Source organism: Candidatus Pelagibacter communis (genome assembly GCF_001180205.1).
GTDB lineage: Bacteria > Pseudomonadota > Alphaproteobacteria > Pelagibacterales > Pelagibacteraceae > Pelagibacter > Pelagibacter ubique_O.
The window spans coordinates 20,444-45,050 of sequence record NZ_CVSU01000025.1 but is presented as its reverse complement, the minus strand read 5'-3'; the positions used below and the strand labels follow the sequence as shown (position 1 = coordinate 45,050).

Annotated in this window: 19 protein-coding genes and 3 tRNA genes; 2 read left to right on the top strand and 20 right to left on the bottom strand. The window is 28.8% G+C overall.

The features are described 5' to 3' along the window. Positions 1-234: 234 nt before the first annotated feature. From phoB to AMO08_RS01535, 10 genes are all read right to left on the bottom strand, one after another. Positions 235-915, bottom strand: a complete 681-nt coding sequence (gene phoB / locus AMO08_RS01580; protein WP_075484538.1) for a phosphate regulon transcriptional regulator PhoB — start codon at positions 913-915, stop codon at positions 235-237. 1 nt (position 916) lies between these two features. Continuing rightward, positions 917-1,609, bottom strand: coding sequence for a phosphate signaling complex protein PhoU (gene phoU / locus AMO08_RS01575; RefSeq protein WP_075484536.1), 693 nt, complete (start codon positions 1,607-1,609; stop codon positions 917-919). Between the two features lie 3 nt (positions 1,610-1,612). Further along, positions 1,613-2,374, bottom strand: a complete 762-nt coding sequence (gene pstB / locus AMO08_RS01570) for a phosphate ABC transporter ATP-binding protein PstB (protein WP_023853850.1) — start codon at positions 2,372-2,374, stop codon at positions 1,613-1,615. After that, entirely contained in the window at positions 2,374-3,636 is a 1,263-nt protein-coding gene (gene pstA / locus AMO08_RS01565) for a phosphate ABC transporter permease PstA (RefSeq protein ID WP_075484534.1), read from the bottom strand. Before pstA ends, pstB begins: the two co-directional genes overlap by 1 nt. Continuing rightward, positions 3,629-5,032, bottom strand: a complete 1,404-nt coding sequence (pstC, locus tag AMO08_RS01560) for a phosphate ABC transporter permease subunit PstC (RefSeq protein WP_075484532.1) — start codon at positions 5,030-5,032, stop codon at positions 3,629-3,631. Before pstC ends, pstA begins: the two co-directional genes overlap by 8 nt. 112 nt (positions 5,033-5,144) lie before the next feature. Continuing rightward, entirely contained in the window at positions 5,145-6,164 is a 1,020-nt protein-coding gene (locus AMO08_RS01555; RefSeq protein ID WP_075484530.1) for a substrate-binding domain-containing protein, read from the bottom strand. A gap of 107 nt (positions 6,165-6,271) precedes the next feature. Then, positions 6,272-7,429: an ATP-binding protein gene (locus tag AMO08_RS01550; RefSeq protein WP_082254999.1), complete on the bottom strand. Its 1,158-nt coding sequence runs from the start codon at positions 7,427-7,429 to the stop codon at positions 6,272-6,274. Then, positions 7,429-8,634, bottom strand: a complete 1,206-nt coding sequence (locus AMO08_RS01545) for a sugar phosphate nucleotidyltransferase (protein ID WP_075484528.1) — start codon at positions 8,632-8,634, stop codon at positions 7,429-7,431. Before AMO08_RS01545 ends, AMO08_RS01550 begins: the two co-directional genes overlap by 1 nt. Further along, a complete protein-coding gene (ilvD, locus tag AMO08_RS01540; protein WP_075484526.1) occupies positions 8,634-10,352 on the bottom strand; it encodes a dihydroxy-acid dehydratase in 1,719 nt (572 codons plus the stop codon). Before ilvD ends, AMO08_RS01545 begins: the two co-directional genes overlap by 1 nt. Then, entirely contained in the window at positions 10,352-12,979 is a 2,628-nt protein-coding gene (locus tag AMO08_RS01535) for a valine--tRNA ligase (protein ID WP_075484524.1), read from the bottom strand. Before AMO08_RS01535 ends, ilvD begins: the two co-directional genes overlap by 1 nt. 124 nt (positions 12,980-13,103) lie before the next feature. On the opposite strand from AMO08_RS01535, the gene AMO08_RS01530 reads away from it, so the two are divergent. Next, positions 13,104-13,177: transfer RNA gene (locus AMO08_RS01530), tRNA-Cys, on the top strand. A gap of 50 nt (positions 13,178-13,227) precedes the next feature. Continuing rightward, a tRNA-Asn gene (locus AMO08_RS01525) sits at positions 13,228-13,303 on the top strand. A 63-nt stretch (positions 13,304-13,366) separates the two neighbouring features. Here AMO08_RS01525 and AMO08_RS01520 read toward each other — a convergent pair. The 10 genes from AMO08_RS01520 to AMO08_RS01475 form a co-directional block, all read right to left on the bottom strand. Continuing rightward, positions 13,367-13,738: a helix-turn-helix domain-containing protein gene (locus AMO08_RS01520; RefSeq protein WP_075484522.1), complete on the bottom strand. Its 372-nt coding sequence runs from the start codon at positions 13,736-13,738 to the stop codon at positions 13,367-13,369. Positions 13,739-13,928: 190 nt separating this feature from the next. After that, complete coding sequence (locus tag AMO08_RS01515; protein WP_075484508.1) at positions 13,929-14,663, bottom strand: amino acid ABC transporter ATP-binding protein; 735 nt, start codon at positions 14,661-14,663, stop codon at positions 13,929-13,931. A gap of 3 nt (positions 14,664-14,666) precedes the next feature. Then, a complete protein-coding gene (locus AMO08_RS01510; RefSeq protein ID WP_075484506.1) occupies positions 14,667-16,109 on the bottom strand; it encodes an amino acid ABC transporter permease in 1,443 nt (480 codons plus the stop codon). After that, positions 16,110-17,261, bottom strand: coding sequence for an amino acid ABC transporter permease (locus tag AMO08_RS01505; RefSeq protein ID WP_075484504.1), 1,152 nt, complete (start codon positions 17,259-17,261; stop codon positions 16,110-16,112). A 63-nt stretch (positions 17,262-17,324) separates the two neighbouring features. Then, a complete protein-coding gene (locus AMO08_RS01500; protein WP_075484502.1) occupies positions 17,325-18,365 on the bottom strand; it encodes an amino acid ABC transporter substrate-binding protein in 1,041 nt (346 codons plus the stop codon). A gap of 176 nt (positions 18,366-18,541) precedes the next feature. Further along, positions 18,542-18,618: transfer RNA gene (locus AMO08_RS01495), tRNA-Arg, on the bottom strand. 28 nt (positions 18,619-18,646) lie between these two features. After that, a complete protein-coding gene (locus AMO08_RS01490; protein WP_256997635.1) occupies positions 18,647-19,819 on the bottom strand; it encodes a TrkH family potassium uptake protein in 1,173 nt (390 codons plus the stop codon). Positions 19,820-20,057: 238 nt separating this feature from the next. Then, positions 20,058-21,449, bottom strand: coding sequence for a Trk system potassium transporter TrkA (gene trkA, locus AMO08_RS01485; protein ID WP_075484498.1), 1,392 nt, complete (start codon positions 21,447-21,449; stop codon positions 20,058-20,060). Beyond that, the gene (locus AMO08_RS01480; protein WP_075484496.1) at positions 21,450-22,805 is read right to left on the bottom strand and encodes a sigma-54-dependent transcriptional regulator; all 1,356 of its coding nucleotides are present in this window, start codon (positions 22,803-22,805) and stop codon (positions 21,450-21,452) included. Positions 22,806-22,807: 2 nt separating this feature from the next. Further along, a complete protein-coding gene (locus AMO08_RS01475) occupies positions 22,808-24,589 on the bottom strand; it encodes a sensor histidine kinase NtrY-like (protein WP_075484494.1) in 1,782 nt (593 codons plus the stop codon). Between the last annotated feature and the right edge of the window lie 18 nt (positions 24,590-24,607).

The window sequence follows — 24,607 nt, the reverse complement described above, 5'->3', positions numbered from 1 at the left end:
TGCTGTGGTGGCTGTACAATTTCTTTTTGTGTGAATTCTTTATTATTTTGCGTGGCCATTAATCAATGATGGAAATCCTCATCCTGAGGTTGATTTGGAAAATTATGACAAAAATATAATTGTAGGAAATAAATCAATAAAACCAAGATTGACTAAAGTTCCAACCATAATCCCACTGCCTAAGAAGAAACATTATGTTTCTATCTACGAACTTCAAAAAAATTAGATTAAATTTTAAATTAGAGAATAACCAGAGGATCTTACAGTCCTTATAAGTTCTTTTTTATTTTGGATATTAATTGATTTTCTTAATCTTCTGATATGAACATCAATAGTTCTGCTTTCAACATTTATATTGTTGGGCCAAACATTTTCTAAAATCTGATCTCTAGAATAAACTCTCTTTGGATTTACCAAAAAAAATTCTAGTAACCTAAATTCCGTAGGTCCAAGTTGTATTTCTTTTTTATCTCTGTAAACTCTTTTTTCAATCCTATCTAAAACTAAATCTTCAAACTCTAAATTATCAGATACAGTGTTAGGGTTAGATCTTCTTAAAACAGCTTTAATTCTCGCCATTAGCTCATTGAAACTGAAAGGTTTAGTTAAATAATCATCTACCCCACTATCTAACCCTTTAATTTTATCTTCTTCTTCACCTTTGGCAGTTAACATGATCACAGGTAAATTTTTAAAACTATTGTCTTTTCTAATATTTTTGCAAATTTCAATACCGGAGAGATCAGGTAACATCCAATCTAATAAAAGTAAATCTGGCTGAAATTTTTTTAATTCCTTTAAGCCATCATTGCCATTCAATGACGATGAAACTAAAAAACCATTTTTTTCTAAATTATGTTGAACTAATTGAATTATTGAAGGTTCGTCCTCAATAATAAATATTTTGCCATTCATTTTATTGTTGAATAACTTTACCTTTTGGTCTGCTTCCTTTTAGATACTCGCCTTTAATTAAATAACAAATTGACTCAGCAATATTTGTTATATGATCTCCAGCTCTTTCAAGATTTTTTGTTGCGAAAATTAAATGTGTTGAAAAGTCTAAATTCTTTTTATCTTTAGAGAGAAAATCAATTACACTTTCCATAGCAATATAAGTAAGGTCATCTACTTGCTCATCTTTTTCCCACACTTCTTTTGCCTTATCATAGTTTTTATTAACGTAACTATCTAGCACATCGTTTAACTGCTTTATAACTAAATCACCTAGTCTTTTTAAATTACCTAAAAGTTCCTCAGGTAAATCTAATGGAAGAGGTTTAACTTTCTTTGCATTACTTTTAGACAAATCTCCAATTCTTTCTAAATCTTGAGATATTTTTAATGAGCTAATTGTTTCTCTTAAATCAATTGCCATTGGCGCTCTCTTTACCAACAATGTCATTATTTGAGTATCAATTTTAGATCTGAATTTATTTATTTCATCATCACTTTTAATAATTTTATCAATTGAATCTTTATCAACTTTGATAACGGCGTCCATAGAGTCGACCAATTGTGACTCGGTTAAACTTCCCATTTTTATAACAGAGTCTATTAAGTATCTTAATTCTTCTTCATAAGACTTTACTGTATGTTCATTACTCATAATTTATCCAAATCTACCTGTAATATAGTCTTGTGTCATTTTATTGTCAGGATTTTTAAAAATTTTCTCTGTTTTGCCTACTTCGATTAATTTACCAAGGTGAAAAAACCCTGTTTTCTGCGAAACTCTAACTGCCTGTGCCATTGAATGCGTCACAATTACAATAGTGTAAGTTTTTTTTAGTTCATCAATTAATTCTTCAATTTTTGCCGTTGCAATAGGATCTAGAGCAGAACAAGGTTCATCCATTAATATAACTTCAGGATTAACAGAAATTGCTCTAGCAATACAAAGACGTTGTTGTTGACCACCAGAAAGACCAGTTCCAGGTTCATCGAGTCTATCTTTAACTTCTTCCCACAATGCAGCTTTCTTTAAACTATTTTCTACGATTTCATCTAATTCACTTTTAGTTTCACCTTTTCCATGAATTTTTGGACCATAAGAAATATTATCATAAATGCTTTTTGGAAATGGATTTGGTTTTTGAAAAACCATTCCTACTCTTTCTCTTAAAGATACTACATCTAAATTTTTATCGTTGATTTCAACACCATCTATTTCAATGTTTCCAGATACCTTACAAATATCGATTACATCATTCATTCTGTTTATACATCTAATAAAGGTAGATTTTCCACATCCTGATGGCCCAATTAAAGCAGTAACTTCTTTTTCGTTTAAATCTAAATTCACATCAAACAAAGCTTGTTTTTCTCCATAATAGACATTTAGATTTTTAGATTTTATTTTTACATTATTCATTAGTTCCATCTTTTCTCAAATTTTTGTCTTAAGTATACTGCTAAAAAATTCATTACAATCAAAAAACTTAATAACATCATAATAGTGGCTGATGTTTTTTCAACAAACCCTCTCTCAGCAGACTCTGACCATAAATAGACTTGTACGGGTAAAGATGAAGAAGGATCAATTGGTGTTGATGGAATATCAACAACAAAAGCTACCATTCCTATCAAAATTAATGGAGCTGTTTCTCCTAATGCTTGTGCTAATCCAATAATAGTTCCTGATAAAGTACCAGGTAAAGCTAAAGGAACTACATGATGAAATACAGATTGAAATTTTGATGCACCTACTGCTAACGCACCTTCTCTTATTGATGGCGGTACCGCCTTCAAAGAAGCCCTACAAGGAATTATTATTCTAGGTAAAGTCATAAGCGCCAAAGTGATACCAGCTACCAGAGGAGTAGATCTTGGTAATTGAATCGTAGCTAGAAGTATTTGAAGAGCCAATAAACCATAAACAATTGAAGGTACAGCGGCCAAGTTATTAATATTTATTTCTATGAAATCAGTGATTTTATTTTTAGGTGCAAATTCCTCCAGGTAGATCGAAGCTAATACTGCTACTGGGAATGCCAATAATAAACAAATTAAAATACTATAAAAAGAACCTACAAGAGCACCACCTATACCAGCTATTTCTGGATCTCTTGAGTCTCCATTTTTAAAAAAGTAATTATTAAAATTTTTAGTGATTGTTTTATTTTCTACTAAGACATCGTAAATTTCTAACTGGAAATTGGAAATTCTTCTCCTGTCTTCAGGTAAATCTCTTGGATAATTCCCCTTATGTAATTGATCAATATCATCTGAGGCCGTGATTTCTAAATTAATTTTTTTACCGATTAAATTTTTATTATTTAAAAAAGCTTTTTTTATTTCAATTTCAGCATCAGTTGTAAAAAGTTCTATAAGCGCATCTTCTTCATCCATGTTTTTTGCTGGATATACCTTTAGCAAACTTTCTATCGTAATATCAAAAAAGTCAGCCTCTAATATTTCTTCTTCGGATGCCCCAGGTTCCAATTCAAGAAGATCTTTATCATAGAAAACCTCAACATTTATTGCTGTTTTCATAAATGCAGAACTACCTTTAGAAAAAATGTTATGCACTAAAATCAAAACAAATAACAAAGCGAAAAAAATTGATGCTAGACCATAAAACCTAAATCTTTTTTCTGCATTATGTCTTTTCTTAAGTCTTTGTTCTTTAGTCATACTTTTCTCGATATTTTTTAACAGCTCTTTGAGCAATGTAATTCAAAATTAAGGTTGCAATAAATAATGTTAACCCTAGAGCAAATGCAGATTGTGTTTTAGGGCTATCAAATTCTTGGTCACCAACTAAAATCATAACTATTTGAGTTGTGATTGTTGTGGTTGATTCAAGAGGATTTATAGTAAGGTTTGCAGCTAAACCCGCAGCCATCACAACGATCATAGTTTCACCTATTGCTCTAGAGACTGCTAAAAGAATAGAACCTATTATTCCCGGTAAAGCCGCAGGTATAACTACTTTTTTAATTGTTTCAGATTTTGTAGCACCAATTGCATATGAACCATCTCTAAGTGATTGAGGGACAGAATTAATTACATCATCTGATAAAGATGAGACATACGGTATAATCATTATACCCATTATCAATCCTGCTGCCAAAGCACTTTCTGATGAAACTGTTAAACCAAAATTTTCTCCAATTTGTCTAAAAAAAGGTCCAACTGTTAAAGCTGCAAAAAAACCATAAACAACAGTTGGAATACCTGCTAAAATTTCGATTATTGGTTTTGAAATCCTTCTAATTTTTAATGAGGCGTATTCTGCCATATAAATTCCTGAAAAAAGTCCAATTGGCACTGCAACTAACATTGCTATGAATGCAATAAAAGTTGTTCCAGCAATTAAAGGAATAAAACCGAAAGCATCCTTTAATTCTTCAAATTCTGCTGCAGTAATTGAAGAGGCATCTCTTACAAAAGCTCTTTGTGGGCTCCAATTTGTTCCAAATAAATAATCAAAAATATTAATTACAGAAAAAAATTTAATACTTTCAAATAATAATGAAAAAATTATTCCTAGTGTTGTTAAAATTGCAATAAGAGATGATACAAACAATAAGCCTTTTAATATAATTTCTACATCATCTCTTGCTTTATTATTTTTGTTAATTTTTTTTAAGGAATAAATTACCGATACTATTACTATAGCAAAAATTAGTACAACTTTTGAATTTGTAAAAAGATTAATAAATTTTGCATAAGCAAGTGCGCTTTCTCTTAAAATACTGTCAATATCACCAAAATAAGTTCCTAAATGAATAGCTTTGATTTTTTCATAAATTAAATTAGCTTCATTTTTGTCATTAAAAATAGCCCCTTGATTTGCTGCAGTTTCAATTATTATTGATTTAATTATTACAGGCTCAAATAATGACCATATTAATAAAAAAACTAGAGAAGGAATTGAACACCATAAAACAAGGTAATATCCATAAAATTTAGGTAATGCATTTAATTTAATATTTTTTTCGATTGCAATACTTTTAGTTTTTGATCTTCCATAAAAAAATAATGATAGAGAAAATATTGTTATTAAAAATATTAGAACGAAGTTCATTCGAGGTTTCTATAACTTTTAAATGTTACATTTTTGTTACAAACTAACTCTGAAATTGAAATTAAATAAAAGGCCAGTATTTACTGGCCTTTTATTGGGGATAAGTTTAAATTTATTTGATACTTATTGTGTTTAAATCTAAAGCAGCTGTTCTTGTTATTTGGTATTCTTCAGATGCTAAAGGGACTAATCCTATTTTCGCTAAGTAACCCCTGTTACTCATAGCTTTTTTAGAAGTGAACTCTTTTAAAAATTCCTGAATGCCAGGAATTACACCTATGTGAGCTTTTTTAACATAAAAAAACAAAGGTCTTGCTATCGGATAAGAGTAATCTTGAATACCTTCTAAAGATGGTTGAACTCCTTCAACAGAGGATGCTTTAACCTTATCTTTATTAGCAACTAGATAACTATAACCAAAAAAACCAAAAGCATCAGGGTTAGATGTAAGTTTTTGTACAATTAAAGTATCATTTTCACCTGCTTCTACAGCGTAACCATCTTCTCTAATTTTAGCACATTCTTTTTTAGCTTTATCACCAAATAAAGATTTAGCAGTTTTTGTACATCCTTTAACCATTACAAGAGAATTCCATGCGTCTCTAGTACCAGAAGTTGGAGGAGCAACTAAAATTTCAATTTTTTTATTAGGAAGACTTGCATCTATATCACTCCATTTTTTATATGGATTTTCAACAAGTTTACCATCAATATCAACTTTAGCAGCTAAAGCTCTCCACAATTGCTCTTTTGTAAAATCTGCATCTGGAGCACTCACTGCATGTGCAAATGAAATTCCATCATTACCTACTACAATTTCAATAATCTCAGAAACTCCATTTTTTTCACATAATGCTTTTTCTTTTGGCTTAATTGCTCTTGAAGCATTAGTAATATCTGGATGATTAGCACCAACTCCAGCACAGAATAATTTCATTCCACCACCTGTTCCTGTACTTTCAATAACTGGTGTTTTGAATTTTCCACTTTTACCAAACTTTTCTGCAACTACTGTTGCATAAGGGTAAACAGTTGATGACCCCACTATTTTGATTTGATCTCTTGAGTAACTTGATGTCGTAAAACCAATTACTAAAAGAAAGCCTATAAATATACTTGTTAATTTATTCATATTTCTCCTTGTTAAATTCATAATGCAAAACTAAATAATTCTGATTCTTTAATAGTTTATTAAAGGAAGGTTAAACTTTTGTTACAACGACTAACTTTTTAGTTGAATTACAAAGGATTAAATTTGATGTCTATTGTAGTTCCTTTATTTTCAATACTATTAATGTCCATCTCAGCTCTATGTTGTGAGACTAAATGTTTTACAATGGCTAAACCAAGACCCGTGCCACCTACACTTCGGCTTTTGCTTGGATCAACTGTAAAAAATCTTTCAGTGATTCTATGTATAGACGCTTTTGGAATACCTATTCCCTGATCTGCTACTGAAACAGTATTAAACTCACCATCTTTTTTAGCAGTGATTGTAATTTCTTTATTTTTATCACTGTATTTGATTGAATTATCGATAAGATTAGTAAAAATCTCTATTAATTTATCCCTATCACCAATTATTTTAAAATTATCAGTTTTGTTAAATTTAATACTAATATTATTTTTACTAATTATTTTTTCGTAAGTTTTAATAACATAATCAATCAATTCTATAAGATCTATTTCATGTGTTGGTCGTATATGTTCCTGTAATTCAATTTTTGATAATGACAATAAGTCTCTGATTAAATTTTCCATTCTTTCAGATTGAGAGCTCATTACAGGAAGTAAATTATTTACCTCAGAATTCTTTTTTAAATCTGAATTATTTTCAAATGTTTCAAGTCCCATTTTGATGGATTGTAGAGGTGTTCTTAGTTCATGTGATACGTTAGCCACAAAATCAGATTTTAATTGTTGGAATTTATGGAATTCAGTTAAATCTCTTATGAATAAGACACAACATACTTCATCAAAAAATAGATTATTCTGATCAAGGTAAATTGTTATATTTAATCTTTGAACAGCTTGATTTCTAATTTCAATTTCAAGATCTGAAATATTGCTACCCTCGAATGATTTATCAATAGAACTTAAAAGATCGGGATTTCTTAAAAAGCCGCTTATATTCTCATCTATTTTTATCTGAAATAATTTATTAGCAGAATTGTTGCTAAAAAGAATTTTTTTACCTTTATCTAAAATTATTATTCCTTCAGGAATATAATTTAATAAATCACAAATATTTTTTCTATAGTCTTTATTTTCTACAACTTTAATTTGATCATTATTATCTTTAGTTTCAGTTTTAATACCTAATACTTTTTCTTTTTTTAGTAATAGATAAGTAAGAAGAACAATTATTACTAATAAAATTATTGTTAATAACTCCATTACTTCACTCTACCATATACATCTTGATATCTAACAATATCACTTTCCCTCAAAATTGAGCCAACTTGAGCTTCGACAATTTTAACAGGTTTTTTTCCTGGATTTTGAACTCTATGGATTGCTTCTAACGGAATGAAAATATGTTCACCTGGTTTTTTAATTATAATATCCTTATTAAGTGTTATTTTGGCATTACCTTGTGTAACTAACCAATGTTCAGCTCGATGATGGTGTTTTTGTAAACTCAAAATACCTTTTGGTTTTACATATAACTCTTTAATTAAAAACTCTTTTCCTTCAAATAGATTGGTGTATCTACCCCATGGACGGTAATAGATATTTTTTTTCTTAATATATTTGTTTTTATTTTTGTCATACATCTTCAGAATTTCTTTCCAACTACCAAGATCTGACCAAGGAATGTCTAATTTGATAGCGTTGATTTGTTTGGTTTTTTCTAGAATTGCATAATCAAAAGATTTAGCAGTTGCTTTAATAAATGAAGCTTTGTTTAAGTAATAAGTATTAGCTTTATATTTTGCTTTATTAACTGCATTTAAACAATTTCTATAAGTTTTAGGCTGATATTTTTTGAAGTTATTAATAATAGAATCTTTTCTAAGATAAAACATTCCAGAATTCCAATAACCTTTATTCTTTATAATTTGTTTTGCTTTAGCTTCTTTTGGTTTTTCAATAAATCTTGTTACCTTATTAATATTTCCTTTAATCTTTTTTGTTAAAAAATAACCATAATCACTAGTTGGAGATTTAGGTTTAATTCCAAAAACAAATATATTTTCTTCATTAAGATTTGATTTATTTTTATTTATTGCCATATTAAAAATACTCATTTTTTCAATCAAATGGTCTGCAGTAAAAAACATTAAAGGTTGATTATCTGGAATATCTTTAATTAAAGCAGTGCTTAAAATAGCTGGTGCAGTATTTCTTTTTGCTGGTTCTAGAACAATTTTGTACTTATTTATTTTATATTTTCTAAGATGTTGTTTTATTTGTTTTAGATATTTTTTATTTGTACTTATAACTGGAGCATCAAATATTGAAGCTTTTGTTCTCTCGAGTGTTTTTCCAAGTAAAGTCCAATTACCAAAATCAATAAACTGTTTTGCTTGATGATTTTTAGAATTTGGCCAAAGTCGAGTTCCAGCACCTCCACATAAAATAACTGGACGAATTTTCATTAAATTTCTGAATAATCCTTAACTTCTTTTTTCTTACCAGGATGAGTTGGTGCTCCTAAATATGCAGGTCCTACTGTTTGTGCATACTTCCATAAAGTACCTGATCCAAAATCTGATTTTCTAGCCTTCCATTTTCTTTTTCTTGCAGCCATTTCTTTTTTAGAAAGCCTTACATTGATTGTTCCCTTTTTGGCATCGATATCAATAATATCTCCTGTACGTAAAAGGCCTATAGGACCCCCTAGAGCGGCCTCAGGGCCCACGTGACCCACACAAAAGCCTCTTGTAGCACCAGAGAACCTACCGTCTGTAATCAAGGCTACTTTCTCCCCTTTTCCCTGTCCATAAATTGCACTTGTTGTAGATAACATTTCTCTCATACCTGGACCTCCAACAGGTCCTTCGTATCTAATTATAATTACATCACCATCATTATACTTTTTGCTTTGAACAGCTTTCATTGCACTTTCCTCATTATCAAAGCATCTTGCTTTACCAGTAAATTGTAATTTCTTTAATCCTGCAACTTTTACAATTGCACCTTCTGGTGCTAAGTTTCCTTTTAATCCAACAACACCACCTGTTGGTGATAACGGATTTTTATAAGACCTCATTACTTTTTGTTTTGGATTAAATTTAATGCTTTTTAAATTTTCTTTCATAGTTTTTCCTGTAACCGTCATGCAATCACCATGAATATATCCGCCTTCATATAAAGTTTTTAATAACATTGGAACACCACCTGCTAACCACATATCTTTTGCAACATATTTTCCACCTGGTTTTAAATCTGCAAGATAAGGTGTTCTTTTGAAAATTTTAGCAACGTCCATTAAATCAAATTTAATTCCTGCTTCATTTGCAATAGCAGGTAAATGTAAACCTGCATTTGTAGAACCACCAGTTGCAGCAACAACTGTTGCAGCATTTTCTAAAGCTTTTCTTGTAACTATATCTCTTGGTTTAATTCCTTTTTTCAAAAGGTTCATAACTGTTTTACCACTAGCTTTTGCGTATTTATCTCTTTCTTCATATGGAGCTGGTGTTCCAGCTGAATAAGGAAGTGCTAATCCAATTGCTTCAGATACACATGCCATTGTATTTGCAGTAAATTGTCCACCACAAGCACCTGCACTTGGACAAGCAACTAATTCTAATTTTCTAAGTTCTGCAGCGGACATTTGACCTGTTGAATGTTTTCCAACTGCCTCAAATACGTCTACAACTGTTACGTCTTTACCTTTGTATCTCCCTGGAAGAATTGAACCACCATATATAAATACACTCGGTACATTCAATCTAACCATAGACATCATAAGACCTGGTAAGGATTTATCACATCCCGCAATCCCAACTAAAGCATCATAACAATGACCTCTAACCGTAAGTTCGGCTGAGTCAGCGATTACTTCTCTTGATATCAATGAAGACTTCATTCCTTCGTGACCCATTGCGATTCCATCTGTTACAGTAATTGTACAAAATTCTCTTGGAGTTCCACCATTTGCTCTAACTCCTTTTTTAACTGATTGAGCTTGTCTCATTAACGCAATATTACAAGGAGCTGCCTCATTCCATGTGGAAACGACGCCAACAAAGGGTTTTGCCACATCTTTCTCGGTTTCCCCCATGGCATAATAAAATGATCTATGAGGAGCTCTATCTGCACCTAACGAAGTATGTCTGCTTGGAAGTTTCTTTTTATTAAATTTAGCCATTATATACCCTTTATTGTTACCGATATTTTCTCAATATCATTCTTTAAGTTATTATAATTATTTTTTTCTTGTTCAACAATCTCTTTTGGAGCACGGTCAACAAAACTCTTATTCTCTAATCTTTGAGATATTTTATTCATCTCTTGCTCTAATCTACTTTGTTTGTTTGTTAAATTTTCCTTTATTAATTTTAAATCAACATCTTTATCAAAATAAATCTTAAACAAATCACCAGAAACAACCATTGTCGCAGCTGGTTTGTCTAAATCTTTATCTAATATGCTGTTTATTCTTCCTAGTTTTTTTAGAATAATTTCATTTGTATTAATAAAATCTTTTTGATTTTTATTAATATTGCTTATTGATACATCAATAAATGAGCCTGGGCTTACATTTAACTCGTTTTTAAATGATCTAATCTCTGAAATAATATTGATGATATTTTCAACTTGTTCAGTACTACTGTCCTTATTTATCTCACCCGACAACCAATTTTTAAGCATCAAATAATCCCTACCATCATTATCAAATTTGTTTTTAAGCCAAATTTCTTCAGTAACAAACGGAATAAAAGGATGTAACAAAATCAAAATTTGTTTGAATACAAAAGATGATACTTTTTTAACCTCTGCTTTAGCTTTTTCATCATCTGAAAAGAGTATAGTTTTAGATAGCTCTAAATACCAATCACAATACGAATGCCATGCAAATTGATAAGCATTTTTAGCTGCTTCATCAAACCTATAATCTTCAAGATTTTTTTCTATCTTATTTTTTGCTTCAACGAGTTCTGAGTAAATCCATTTATTAATATTTACATTTAAACTTGGAACTTTATCTATTTCCTTAAAATCACATTCATTAGTGATTAAAAAGTTATTTGCATTCCATAATTTATTTAAAAAATTTCTGTAACCTTTTACTCTGTCCTCAGAAAGCTTAACATCTGTACCTGGTGAAGCCATCGATAACAAAGTAAATCTAAGTGCATCTGCGCTATATTTTTCAATTAAATCTAAAGGATCAATTACATTACCTTTTGACTTAGACATCTTTTGTCCCTTCTCATCTCTAACCAATGCATGAACGTAAATATCTTTAAATGGTTCTTTATTTAAAAACTCTGTACCAAACATAATCATTCTAGCTACCCAGAAAAATATAATGTCAAAACCTGTAACTAAAACTGATGTTGGATAAAATTTATCTACAAATTTATTATCATCCGGCCAACCAAGTGTAGCAAAAGGCCATAAGCCAGATGAAAACCAAGTGTCTAAAACATCTGGATCACGATTTAATTCAACATCTTTACTATAATGTTTTTTAGCTTGTTGTCTTGCATCATCTTCATTTTCAGCAACAAAAATTTTTTTATCAGGACCATACCAGGCAGGTATTTGATGACCCCACCAAAGCTGTCTTGATATACACCAAGGTTCTATATTGTTCATCCATTGAAAATAAGTTTTTGACCAATTCTCAGGAAAGAAATTTGTCTTTTTTGAATTAACAACTTCTTTAGCTTTAACAGATAATTTACCCGCATCAGCAAACCATTGCTCCGTTAAAAAAGGTTCAATTATTGAATTGGATCTATCTCCATAAGGAACTTTGTTTTTAATATTTTCTTCTTTTACAAAAAATTCTTTTTTTTTAAGTTCTTTTAAAATTCTTTTTCTAGCTTCAAACCTATCAAGACCTATAAAATGTTGAGGAGCATTTTCATTTATTTTACCGGCTTCGGTAAAAATATTTATTATTTCAAGATTATTTCTTTGACCTACATCATAGTCATTGAAATCATGTGCAGGAGTTATTTTTAATGCCCCTGTTCCTTGTTCAGGATCTGCATAGTCATCTTCAATAATTTTTATTTTTCTTCCAACAATTGGAATAGTAACTGTTTTTCCAACAAAGGATTTAAATCGTTCATCTTTTGGATTTACAGCTATAGCTGTATCACCAAGCATGGTTTCAGGTCTTGTTGTTGCAATAGTTATAAAGTGGTCTGATCCATCTATTGGATATCTGATGTAATAAATTTTTGAATTTACCTCTCTTTGATCTACCTCTAGGTCTGAAATAGCTGTTTTTAAAACTGTGTCCCAGTTAACTAATTTCTTATCTTTATAGATTAGGCCTTTGTTGTAAAGATCTACAAAAACCTTAATTACTGATTTGGATAAATTCTCATCCATGGTGAAAGCATTTCTTGACCAGTCACAGGAACAACCAAGTTTTTTTAATTGATTAATTATTATGTCTCCATATTGGTCTTTCCATTCCCATACCTTTTCAATAAATTTTTCTCTACCAATTTCATTTTTATCAATTTTTTCAGAGGTCAATTTTTTCTCTACTAAAGCCTGTGTGGCTATACCAGCATGATCTGTACCAGGTTGCCATAAAGTCTCAAAATTATTCATTCTATGGTAACGAACTAATAAATCTTGAATAGAATTGTTAAGCGCATGTCCCATATGTAAACTACCAGTTACATTTGGTGGAGGAATTACAATTGAGAATTTTTTTGAATTTTCCTTTGGTTTAAAAAGACCATTTTTTTCCCAATAAGAATAAATTCTATTTTCTACATCAGAATGTATATATTTATCGCTACTCATTGATTTTAAAGTTTATAATTTAATAATCTAAATTAACAATAATCAATTTGGATCGTTATTTAATAGACTAATAGAAAAAATTTATTATAAAAAGGCATCTGTAGCTATAAGCTAAAAATAAGATGGCAACGTGGCGGAATGGTTACGCAGAGGATTGCAAATCCTTGTATCCCGGTTCGATTCCGGGCGTTGCCTCCAAAAAAAATCTTGTTTTAGTTATAAAAAAAAGTAAGTTGGCTTTTTTACATTCCTCGGTAGCTCAGTTGGTAGAGCAGTTGACTGTTAATCAATTGGTCGCAGGTTCGAGTCCTGCCCGAGGAGCCAAAATCAAATTAAAAAATAGAATATCTCTAAAATTAATATCTAGGGTCTTAATTAAAACTTTAATTACACTGCTTTTGAAATTCCTGATCCTGAAATTTGTAAAGATTTATTAAATTTTAATTTTTGATCAGCATTTAGTTCTGAATATAATTTGACTAAAAAATTATAATTAACATTCATGTGACCCTCTTGAGATTTTTCTAAATTCACTAAATATTCTGAAAAATCCTCAAAGAAATAATTAATTGGTACTTTTAAATAATTCGAAAGCTGAAGTAATCTTATTGAACTTACCCCGTTTGTACCTTTTTCATATTTTTGTATTTGTTGAAATGTTACATTGATTGCTTTTGCTACTTTAGTCTGTGTTAAACCTAAAGCTAACCTTCTTAGCTTAAGCTTGTTGCCTAAGTGTTTATTGAAATTATCTTCCATTAAGACCCCTCTTAATTAAATTTTATAAAGAGTATTGAACCTATTTATTAATGTTACTGCAATAAAAAAATTTATTTTTTTTTGTAAGAAACTTAATATAATTAAAATACTGTCAAGCATTAGTTGGATGCAAAATGAAGATATTTCGATTGATTTAATCTAAATTTATTGGCTTAAATTAATATATTTTTTATAGTATTTGACTTAAAAACAGCTTAGTTCTATCGCTCTTAGGGTTAGCAAAAAACTCTTTAGTCTCAGCCCTTTCAACAATCATCCCCTCATCCATAAATATAACCTCATCAGCTACTTCTTTAGCAAATCCCATCTCATGAGTAACAACTATCATTGTCATGCCTTGGTTTGCTAAATCAACCATTACGTCTAAAACCTCTTTAATCATTTCTGGATCTAGAGCTGATGTAGGCTCATCAAATAACATTATTTTAGGTTCCATACAAAGGGCTCTAGCAATAGCCACCCTTTGTTGTTGACCTCCTGATAATTGACCTGGAAATTTTTGTGCTTGATCAAGAATTTGAACTCTTTCTAAATGTTTTAAAGCTAATTCTTCAGCTTCTTTTTTTGGCATTTTTTTTACCCAAATTGGTGCAAGTGTACAATTATCTACAATTGATAAATGAGGAAATAAATTAAACTGTTGAAATACCATTCCAACTTCTGCTCTAATTTGTTCAATATTTTTTGTATCTTCCGTTAAAATGTTTCCATCAACAATAATATCACCTTGCTGATGTTCTTCTAATCTATTGATACATCTAATTAATGTAGATTTACCTGATCCTGATGGACCACAAACAACGATTTTTTCTTTTGGTTTAACCTCTAGATTAATATCTTTTAAAACTTGAAAATCACCAAACCATTTATTGACATTTTTTATTTGAATAATACTGTCAGACATAATTTATCGCTCTGTTTTATATTTCTGTTCTAGATTATAGCTATACTTACTCATTGCATAACAAATAATCCAGAAAATTATTGCAGCAAAAACATAGCCTTCCATAGCAAAACCTAACCACTCTGGATTAGTTTTGGCTAAATTTAACATTCCTACTATTTCAAGTAAACCAACTACAAATATTAGAGGAGTATCTTTAACTAGAGCTAAAAAAGTATTAGCAATTCCTGGAATTACTAATTTTAAAGCTTGAGGAAGGATTACAAATATATGCATTCTCCAATATCCCATACCTAATGATTTTGCAGCTTCATATTGACCACGTGGCAATGCTTGTAAACCTCCTCTAATAACTTCTGCAACATAAGCTGCTTCAAATAAAGAAATAGCTATTATACATCTCACCAATTTATCTATAAAAAAATCTGCAGGTAAAAACATTGGAAACATCACAGCAGACATAAATAAAACTGTAATTAACGGAACACCTCTCCAAAATTCAATAAATCCAATTGATATATATCTTATTAATGGAAAATCAGATCTTCTACCTAGTGCAAATGCCATTCCAATAGGAAAACAGAAAATTAAACAGAAAAATGAAATTATAAATGTAAGTGATAATCCGCCCCAAGCTCCAGTTTCAACCCAATTTAATCCATCAAGTTTACCTAATTCAATTAATTCCTCATAAAAGATGAAATATTTTAAAGCAATATAAAGAGTGATTGGCACAAATATAAAATAATAAAATTTAAACCTGCCTGGAATAAAAAAACCAATTATTATTGAAATTACTGCTGCTATTATTCCATAAGAAAAGTCAAAAAATATAGGACCACCTGATATAAAAAAGAAAATAAATAGGAATGCTATAAATGGATAAATTACAACATAATATAAAGTTAAATATTTTTTAAATTTTTCTGTAGCAAAATATCCTACAGAACCTAAAAGAGCTAAGGCAATAAAAGATAAATTTATTCTCCACTGCTCAGCATTTGGATACATTCCATACATAAATCTTCTAAACCAGACTTTAATATAAGTCCAACAAGCACCAGTACCAGAGCAAACATCTTTACTATCACCAGCAAAACTTGCATCAACCACAAACCAACTTAAAACTGGTGGTATTGATTTAATAATTATAAAAATAATTAATAGAGATAGGATTGCATTAAAATTACTTGTATTGATATTTTTATTTAATTGATCTAGTAATTTATTACCGCTGTGTTCAATTCTAATAAAATACAATCCTATAAAACCTAATATAATCGGGATTATAAAGCTTAATGATGCAGGTAAAAATCCAGTGATGTTTAAACTAAAGAATGAATTAAGAAAAACATCAATAACACTAATAACAAATAAAAAAGAACCCATGTATAAAAAGGTAGTCAAATTATCTTTATCTGGTTTTAAAAAATTAATTTTTGACATTTATTTTTCCTTAATAGCAATTTTTTTATTGTACCAATTCATAAGAATTGAAATTGAAATACTTAAGCTTAGGTAGGTAAGCATCGTTATAGAAACTATTTCAATTGCTTTACCAGTTTGCATAAGCGCTGTACCAGCAAAAACTAATACCAAATCAGGATAAGCAATAGCAGCTGCTAGAGAAGAATTTTTTGTTAAATTTAAATATTGATTAGTTGTTGGTGGAATAATAATTCTTAATGCTTGTGGCATAACAACTAATTTTAAAACTTGGTTAGGATTTAATCCTATCGATGCTGCAGCTTCTTTTTGACCTTTACCTACACCTTGAATTCCAGCTCTTACACACTCGGCAATAAACGTCGCTGTATATAATGCCAGCGATAAAGTTAAGGCTATTAATTCAGGGGGTAAGCTTATACCACCTTCATATTTGAATGATGTTGTAGCCAATTGCTTTAATTTAGGAATTTCAAACGATAAACTCACACCTCCAATTAAAAAGCTTAGTAAAGGTAATATAAAAATTAAACCTACTGATATCCAAAAAACTGGTAACTGTTTACCTTGAGTTTCTTGTACTTTTCTTGCATGAATTCTAATTACAACTATTGCAATTATTGCTGCAATTATTGAATATAAAAATACATTAAGATTTTCCCAAATAAATGCTGGAACATACAAACCTTTAATCGTTAAGAAAAAAACACCTAATATTGCATCCGCATCCTGAGGCAATGGTAGAGCTCTTAAAGCAGCAAAATACCAAAAAAATATTTGTAAAAGTAATGGGATGTTTCTAAAAAATTCTACATAAAAAGCAGCGAACTGCTTTATTAAATAGTTTGGCGAGAGTCTTGCAACACCAACAATAACACCTAAAATCGTTGCAATAATAATTCCAATTACAGAAACTAAAATAGTATTAAGCAAACCAACTAGGTAAGCTCTGAAGTAAGAATGGGATCCATCGTATTCTATAAGTGAAAATTGTACATCAAATGAAGATTCTTGTGAAAGAAACCCATATCCAAAATCAATACCTCTATTCTCCATATTGATTTGAGCGTTATATGTAAAAAATCCAAAAACTAATATTACAACTAAAACGGTAATTAATTGGGGAATGATTTTTTGTAATTTTAGGTCCATTTGAACGCTTATAAAAAAAAGGGCTAGAAAAATCTAGCCCTTTTTAATTAGTTAAATGTGCAATTATCTTGCAGGTGGTACATAAAGAATTCCACCTTTAGTCCATAATTCATTTGGACCTCTGTCAGGTAAAATTCCAGTGTCAGCTATATTTCTTTTGTAGCTTTCACCATAGTTACCAACTTGCTTAATAATTCTTAAGCTCCACTCATTGTCTAGACCAAAAGCAGCACCTAATTCACCTTCAGCACCAACTAATCTTTTTACGGCTGGGTTGTCTGAAGTTTTCATTGAGTCTGCATTAGCAGAAGTAATTCCGTACTCTTCTGCTTCGATCATAGCATTTAAAGACCATCTAACGATATCTTCCCATACAGAGTCACCTTGTCTTACAACTGGTCCTAAAGGCTCTTTAGAAACAGTTTCAGGTAATACAATGTGTTCATCTGGGTTAGACATTTTGGTTCTTTGTGCAGCTAGACCTGATTTATCAGTAGTGTATGTATCACATCTACCAGCATCATAAGCAGCTACAACTTCATCAGCTTTTTCGAAAGCAACTGGCTCATAAGAAATTCCTTTAGAGTTAAAGAAGTCTCTCATGTTTAACTCAGTTGTTGTACCAATGTTTGTACAAGCTGAGATACCATCTTTGAATTGGCTTGTTGAAGTAATACCAGAACTTTTTCTAACCATGAAACCTTGACCATCGTAGAAGTTTACTCCAACGAAAGTAAGTCCGATATCAGCATCTCTAGAAAGAGTCCAAGTTGTGTTTCTTGATAAGATATCAATCTCACCAGAAGTTAAAGCTGTAAATCTTTCTTTAGCACTTAATGGTGTAAACTTAACTTTGTTTGCATCACCTAGCACTGCAGCAGCTACCGCTCTACATACATCAACGTCAATACCAGTCCAATTTCCTGCTGCATCAGCATTAGAAAATCCTGGAAGACCTTGAGATACTCCACATCTTACAAAACCCTTCTTTTGAGTGTTTTTAAGTGTTTTAGATTTTTTAGCAGCCATAGTTTCTGTTGTAAAAGTAAACAACACTGCAACCATAGCAACTAAAGAAGTTAATTGTTTTAAGTATTTAAACATTATTCTTCCTTTATGTTATTTTTATTTGTTAACAAATAATTCAAAATTACTTTTGAATATTCTTAATTTAAGCATGTTAGAAAATAGTGTTCAAGAAAAAATAATATATTAATCAGATTTAATTTAAATTCTCGTCAAGCAAAATTATATATGATTATGCGTTAAAAACTAAGAAATGGCGCGCCCTGAAGGATTCGAACCTACGACCCTCGGTTTAGAAAACCGATGCTCTATCCAGCTGAGCTAAGGGCGCAAAATTTATTGATATATATAATACTAAATTAATTTTTAAAAAGGAATTTTTTAGCAATCAGCAATAAAGATAACAGTTCAACCCTTCCGATAATCATAAAAAATATGAGAAAATATTTGGTTAAAAAGTGCAAATTTTGAAAATCAAAGTCCGATATACCATAAGCAGATGAATTAACTGTATTCATCAATGTCAATACAGCTAATTTAAATGAGTATTCAAATTGAATGTTGGACAATGATAATAAGATAGTTAAAGAAAAAAGAGAAATAACAAAAATTAATATTGTTAAAAAATATTTATTTATGTCTTTTGTGTCAAAATTAATTTTAGAAAAAATCAATTTATTCATAAACACATTTTTTGGCCGGCTAAAAGAAAGAATTTGATTAATAGAATATTTGGTTAAAGAATATACTTTTAAAAACCTTAAACCTGAGCTTGTGGAAAAAAAAGATCCACCAATAATTACAAGTAAGATATATATAAAATGTAAGTTAGCTTGATCAACTTCAAGAGAAATACCAATATTAGAAATACTACTTACTAAAGATAAAAAACTGAATATGAAATTTGCATCATAACTAAAGAAAACAAAAAATATGCTCACAACTACAATAAAATATAAAAATAAATGTATATCTTCATAAAAGAAATTTAAATTTTTATTTCTTAGAAAAATTAAATTGTATGTAAAAAAAATACTAAAAAAAGAAATCAGCATTAAAAAAGAAAATATAATTATTTGAAAATCATTTATTAAAATCGATGAAATTTCATTCACAGGTAGAAATCCCCCTGAAGAAATTATCGTCATTGCTAGATTCAGTGAATTAAATGATCTAATTCCAAGAATGTTTAGAATAATAAAAATTGATAAAGTTAATCCTGAATATAGTAAAAGAATTTTAATTGATTGTTTTAAAATCTCAGACGAATTAAAAGATAAAAAATTAGTTAAAGATTTTTTTAAACTTTTGTCATAAATATCAATTAAAAAAATAATAGAATATAAAAAGTATAACCCACCTATCCATTGTATCGATGATCTCCATAAAATTAAGCCTTGATCAATATGTTTAATATTATCAAAGACAGTAAAACCTGTTGATGTAAATCCAGAAACTGCCTCGAATAAAGAATTTAAAAAGGACAAATTATAAATACTTAAATAAAAAGGTATCGATAAAATCAAAGGCATTAAAATATATCCCAATAGTACGGTTAATATTTTTTCAAATATTGAGGGTTTTTTGGAATCATTTTTAATTTTGTAAAAAATTATTCCAATTAGTGCAGAAATAATTAAGCTAAAATAATATGTGTTTAGATTTAGATATAAATTAAAATAGTACGAATAAATAATATTTAAAAAAGAAAAAATAGATATCAATATAAAAAAGAAACTTAAATATCTAACTCTAAAAAATGACATTTAATTAAATAGAACTAATTCTAAATATATTTTCTACAAAAGAAATTGAGTCTTTCTTTGCTAAAAAAACAACTTTATCCTCTTTTTGGAAAACAAAATTTGATCGAGGTATTATCACTTTGTTATCTCTTAAGACTGCTCCAATTCTTATCTCTTCTGGTAAGTTTGAATTTTTTAATTCTTTATTGATAAGTTCTGACGTTTCTATAATTTCAGCTTCAATTACTTCATATTCACCATTCATAATTGTATAAGCTGTTTCTATAGTCCCTTTGTGGATATGTTTTAAAATACTTGATACAGTATTCATTCTAGGATCTATAAGATCATCAATTTTTAACGAGTTTTGTAATAAAGAATAATTAGGCTTATTAATTAAAGCCATTGTTCTTTTATCATCAATATCCTTTTCATCTTTTGCAAATTTTTCAACTAGAACACTTACCATCAAATTATCCTCATCATCATTTGTTAAAGCAAGAACAGTTTCTGCTTCTTGTAAATTAGCCTCTACAAGAACCTCTTCATCTAAAGCATCACCATTAATGATAATTGTATTGTTTAATTCGCTTGCAAGAAATTCGGCTCTTTCTTTGTTTTTTTCAATAATCTTAACTCTTGCAGCATCCAAAGTTTCTTCAATGTTTTTAGCTAAATTAAAACCTATATTACCACCACCTACAATTAAAATATTTTTAGATACTTTTTCATCATGTCCGAAAGCTTCTAAGGTATCTGACATTTGTGAAGAATTGATTATTACATAAATTTTATCATTTTTTTTAACGTCGTTGTTTTTCTTTGGAATTAAAAATTTTTCATCTCTTATTATTCCAATAATATTTGCATCTAAATTAGGATGTTTCTTAGTTAAATCGTTAAGTTTGATATTAATTAATTTACAATTTTCATTAATTAAAATTTCTAATAATCTAATTTTATTATCAGCAAATGGAACACTATCAAGTGCTCCAGGTGCTTCAAGTTTTCTTTGTATTGATTTAGCAATTTCAATCTCTGGTGAAATAATTACATCTATTGGTAAATTTTCTTTGTTATAAACTCTTGTAAATTTTGGGTTTAGATAATCTTGAGATCTTATTCTAGATATTTTTTTTGGAATTTTAAAAATTGAAAAAGCTATTTGGCAAATAAGCATGTTAATTTCGTCGTTTCTAGTGACTGCTATAATCATGTCAGTCTCTGCTGCGTTGGCTTTTTCTAATATTGAAGGATAGGTACCTTTTCCCACTATAGCTTTAACGTCCAAAGCATCATCAATTTTTTGAATATCTTCACTAGAAGGGTCAATTACAGTTATGGAATGACCTTGCTCACTTAGCTGTTTAGCTATAGTAAACCCAACTCTTCCAGCTCCACAAATGATTATATTCATCTAATTAAATTCTTTGATGCCCAAACCTTTTAATTTTCTATGTAATGCACTTCTTTCCATCCCAACAAAATTAGCTGTTTTAGAAATATTTCCATTAAATTTTTTTAGTTGAATAGTTAAATACTCTTTTTCGAATTTTTCTCTAGCTTCTTTTAATGGCACAGAAAGGCTATTTTCGGCCAATTGATCATCAAAATTTGAATTTTTTAAAGATTCCTTAATAATATTTGAAATTTTATCTTTTGAATCAGGTTGTAATATTGCAATTCTCTCTATTAAATTTCTTAACTCTCTTACGTTACCGTGCCAATTATGATTGAGTATGTAACTATTATTTTCATCTATGTCTAATTCTCTAATTTTGTAATTTTCAGATATTTTTTTTGAAAAATATTTAATCAATAAAGGAATGTCTGAAATTCTTTGGTTTAAAGGTTCAATATTTATCTCAAAAACATTTATTCTATGAAATAAATCTTCTCTAAAATTTCCAATTTCTATTTCTTTTTTTAAATCTTTACTTGATGAACAAATTAACCTTACATCCACACTAACATCATTAATTCCATTAACTCTTTTAAATTTTTGATCAGTCAAAACTCTTAAAATTTTAGACTGTATGTCTAATGGTATTTCTGAAACTTGATCAATTAAAAGTGTTCCTTTATTAGCTTTTTCAAGCGCACCGTATGAGATAGAACCATTTTCTTTTTCTTCACCAAATAATTCTAATTCATACTTATTGATATCTAGTAAAGCACCATTTAGGACAATAAATGAATTTTTATTTCGAGCAGATGCTTTATGGATTTTTCTAGCAATTAATTCTTTTCCTGAACCTGAAGGTCCACTTATAAATACTCTACTTTCAGTTACTGATATTTTTTTAATTTGATCAATTATATTTACTATATTTTTACTGTTTCCTATTAATTCATAAGATGAAAATAATTTACTTTCATATTCTTTATTTTGTTTTTTTAAATTAAAGTTTTCAACCGCTCTTTTAACAAAGTTAAGTAATCTTTCTTGATCAAATGGTTTTTCTATAAATTCAAATGCTCCGTGCTGCAAAGATTTAACAGCCATTTCAATATTTGCATGACCAGAAATAATTATGACAGGAGTATCTTTATTTTTAGATTTAATATGTGAAAGAAGCTCAATACCATCGTTGTCTCCCTTATCTAATTTAACATCAAGTATTGCAACATCAGGTAATTTTTTATCTATTTCTGCAAGTGCTTGGTTATAATTTGCAGCTAATCTAGTTTTATAACCAGCATCTATAATTAATTCATTAATTATATTTCTGATATCAGCGTTATCGTCTACAATTAAAATTTCTTCACTCATTATTATTTTATAAATGTAATATTAATTTTTGCACCATTCTGAATTGGTATAAAGTCTATTTTTCCATTGTGATCATTAATTATCTTATTAACTATTGATAATCCTAAACCTGTTCCATTTTTCTTAGTTGTGAAATACGGATTAAGTATATCTTTAATATTATTTTTTAATTCACTAAAACCAACACCATTATCTTCTAAAGTTACTATTATGTGGCTATCATCTTCTGTAAGTTCAATAGCAATTTTTTTCCTGAAATTATTGTTGTTTTGAGCTTTTTGATTGATGCTTTCTATAGAATTTTTAATCAAATTTAAAAATACTCTACTTATTTGCTCCTTATCACTCTCTAAAGAAATTTTATTAAAATCTTTTTTAAAATTAATATCAATAGAATTGTCTAATTCTTTGAGCAAATTTATATTTTCCTCTATAATATTTACTAAATTATTTTCTCTAAATATTGGTTTGGGCATTCTTGCAAAGTCAGAAAATTCATTTACTAATTTTTCGATTTGTTTTATTTGGTTATTTATAACTTTTAAATTATCTTTAAAATTTTCTGTTTCATTTTCATTTAATTGTTTTGAATATTTATTTTTCAATCTATCTATAGTTAATTGAATTGGTGTAAGTGGATTTTTAATTTCATGAGCAAGTTTTCTAGCTAAACTTCCCCAAGCCTCATGTCTTTCATTAATTATTAACTTTTCTTGCTGACTTTTCAGTCTATCTATCATCAAATTGAAATTTTTATTTAAGGTTTCTAAATCTTTATCAGTTTTGACTTCGGGAACTTTTGCGTTAAAATTTCCTTGCCCTATAGATGTTGATGCAAGAATTAAATTATTGATAGATCTAAAAAACCTAGATGAAAATCTGATCGCAATAGATATAGAGACAAATAATAAAACACTAACAACTATAATATAAATAATAGCAAAAGAGATTTTAATACCAGTGCTTTTTTCCTCAACTGTATAATAAAAATTAATAGCTTCTTCAGACTCTGTTAAATACCTTGAAATATCTTTATCTAAATATTTAACAACATATAAAAATCTATTTTCAAAATTTTGCAGTCTCATTATCGCAGCAGAAATATTTTCAGGTGCATTAATAATCTTTAAAGGACGATCGTCATCCAATACTAAATTTAAAGCTCTATCAACTGGAGGGACATATGGTTGATCATCATTTAAAGTTGAAAATAAAAGTTTTTTATTAATATCTATAATATGCACCTCATCAACATCTCTTATCAATTTTTGGGTATTTAAAAATCTCCTATATTCATTTTGATTATCATTGAGAAATTTTTTACTTTTATTTGTGTCAAAAGCTATTAAAACTATATCAGATTGGATTTTATTTCTAATTTCCTCAACATAATTTCTTGCTAACTCATAAGAATTATTAACAACTGTAGTAACTTTTTTGTCAAAATACTTTTCTAAAGCGAAAGAAAATAAAAAGAGTGAAAATATTGAAATTAATACTGAGGGAATTAAAGTAAATAAACCAAAGTATGTAATATATTTTTTATTTGATTTTAAACCATCTTTATCGATATCATTTTTAATTGCGCTCTTAATTTCAATAAAAATAAAAACGAAAAGTGCTACTAAAAGAACAATATTTAGAACTAATAATATTTGTAAATTTTGATTTGATAGCTCAATAAATCCTTTATCAATAAAAGTTAAAAAGGTTAAAAAACCTATCGATAATGTGATAATAAATAATATTATTAGATATATATTTTTTTTAATAAATTCGTACATTTGAATATAAAAACTACC

Excerpts from the sequence above, each read along its gene's own strand:
- phoB (WP_075484538.1), bottom strand. The coding sequence starts at position 915 with ATGAATGGCAAAATATTTATTATTGAGGACGAACCTTCAATAATTCAA.
- phoU (WP_075484536.1), bottom strand. The coding sequence starts at position 1,609 with ATGAGTAATGAACATACAGTAAAGTCTTATGAAGAAGAATTAAGATAC.
- pstB (WP_023853850.1), bottom strand. The coding sequence starts at position 2,374 with ATGAATAATGTAAAAATAAAATCTAAAAATCTAAATGTCTATTATGGA.
- pstA (WP_075484534.1), bottom strand. The coding sequence starts at position 3,636 with ATGACTAAAGAACAAAGACTTAAGAAAAGACATAATGCAGAAAAAAGA.
- pstC (WP_075484532.1), bottom strand. The coding sequence starts at position 5,032 with ATGAACTTCGTTCTAATATTTTTAATAACAATATTTTCTCTATCATTA.
- AMO08_RS01555 (WP_075484530.1), bottom strand. The coding sequence starts at position 6,164 with ATGAATAAATTAACAAGTATATTTATAGGCTTTCTTTTAGTAATTGGT.
- AMO08_RS01550 (WP_082254999.1), bottom strand. The coding sequence starts at position 7,429 with ATGGAGTTATTAACAATAATTTTATTAGTAATAATTGTTCTTCTTACT.
- AMO08_RS01545 (WP_075484528.1), bottom strand. The coding sequence starts at position 8,634 with ATGAAAATTCGTCCAGTTATTTTATGTGGAGGTGCTGGAACTCGACTT.
- ilvD (WP_075484526.1), bottom strand. The coding sequence starts at position 10,352 with ATGGCTAAATTTAATAAAAAGAAACTTCCAAGCAGACATACTTCGTTA.
- AMO08_RS01535 (WP_075484524.1), bottom strand. The coding sequence starts at position 12,979 with ATGAGTAGCGATAAATATATACATTCTGATGTAGAAAATAGAATTTAT.
- AMO08_RS01520 (WP_075484522.1), bottom strand. The coding sequence starts at position 13,738 with ATGGAAGATAATTTCAATAAACACTTAGGCAACAAGCTTAAGCTAAGA.
- AMO08_RS01515 (WP_075484508.1), bottom strand. The coding sequence starts at position 14,663 with ATGTCTGACAGTATTATTCAAATAAAAAATGTCAATAAATGGTTTGGT.
- AMO08_RS01510 (WP_075484506.1), bottom strand. The coding sequence starts at position 16,109 with ATGTCAAAAATTAATTTTTTAAAACCAGATAAAGATAATTTGACTACC.
- AMO08_RS01505 (WP_075484504.1), bottom strand. The coding sequence starts at position 17,261 with ATGGACCTAAAATTACAAAAAATCATTCCCCAATTAATTACCGTTTTA.
- AMO08_RS01500 (WP_075484502.1), bottom strand. The coding sequence starts at position 18,365 with ATGTTTAAATACTTAAAACAATTAACTTCTTTAGTTGCTATGGTTGCA.
- AMO08_RS01490 (WP_256997635.1), bottom strand. The coding sequence starts at position 19,819 with ATGCCTTTGATTTTATCGATACCTTTTTATTTAAGTATTTATAATTTG.
- trkA (WP_075484498.1), bottom strand. The coding sequence starts at position 21,449 with ATGAATATAATCATTTGTGGAGCTGGAAGAGTTGGGTTTACTATAGCT.
- AMO08_RS01480 (WP_075484496.1), bottom strand. The coding sequence starts at position 22,805 with ATGAGTGAAGAAATTTTAATTGTAGACGATAACGCTGATATCAGAAAT.
- AMO08_RS01475 (WP_075484494.1), bottom strand. The coding sequence starts at position 24,589 with ATGTACGAATTTATTAAAAAAAATATATATCTAATAATATTATTTATT.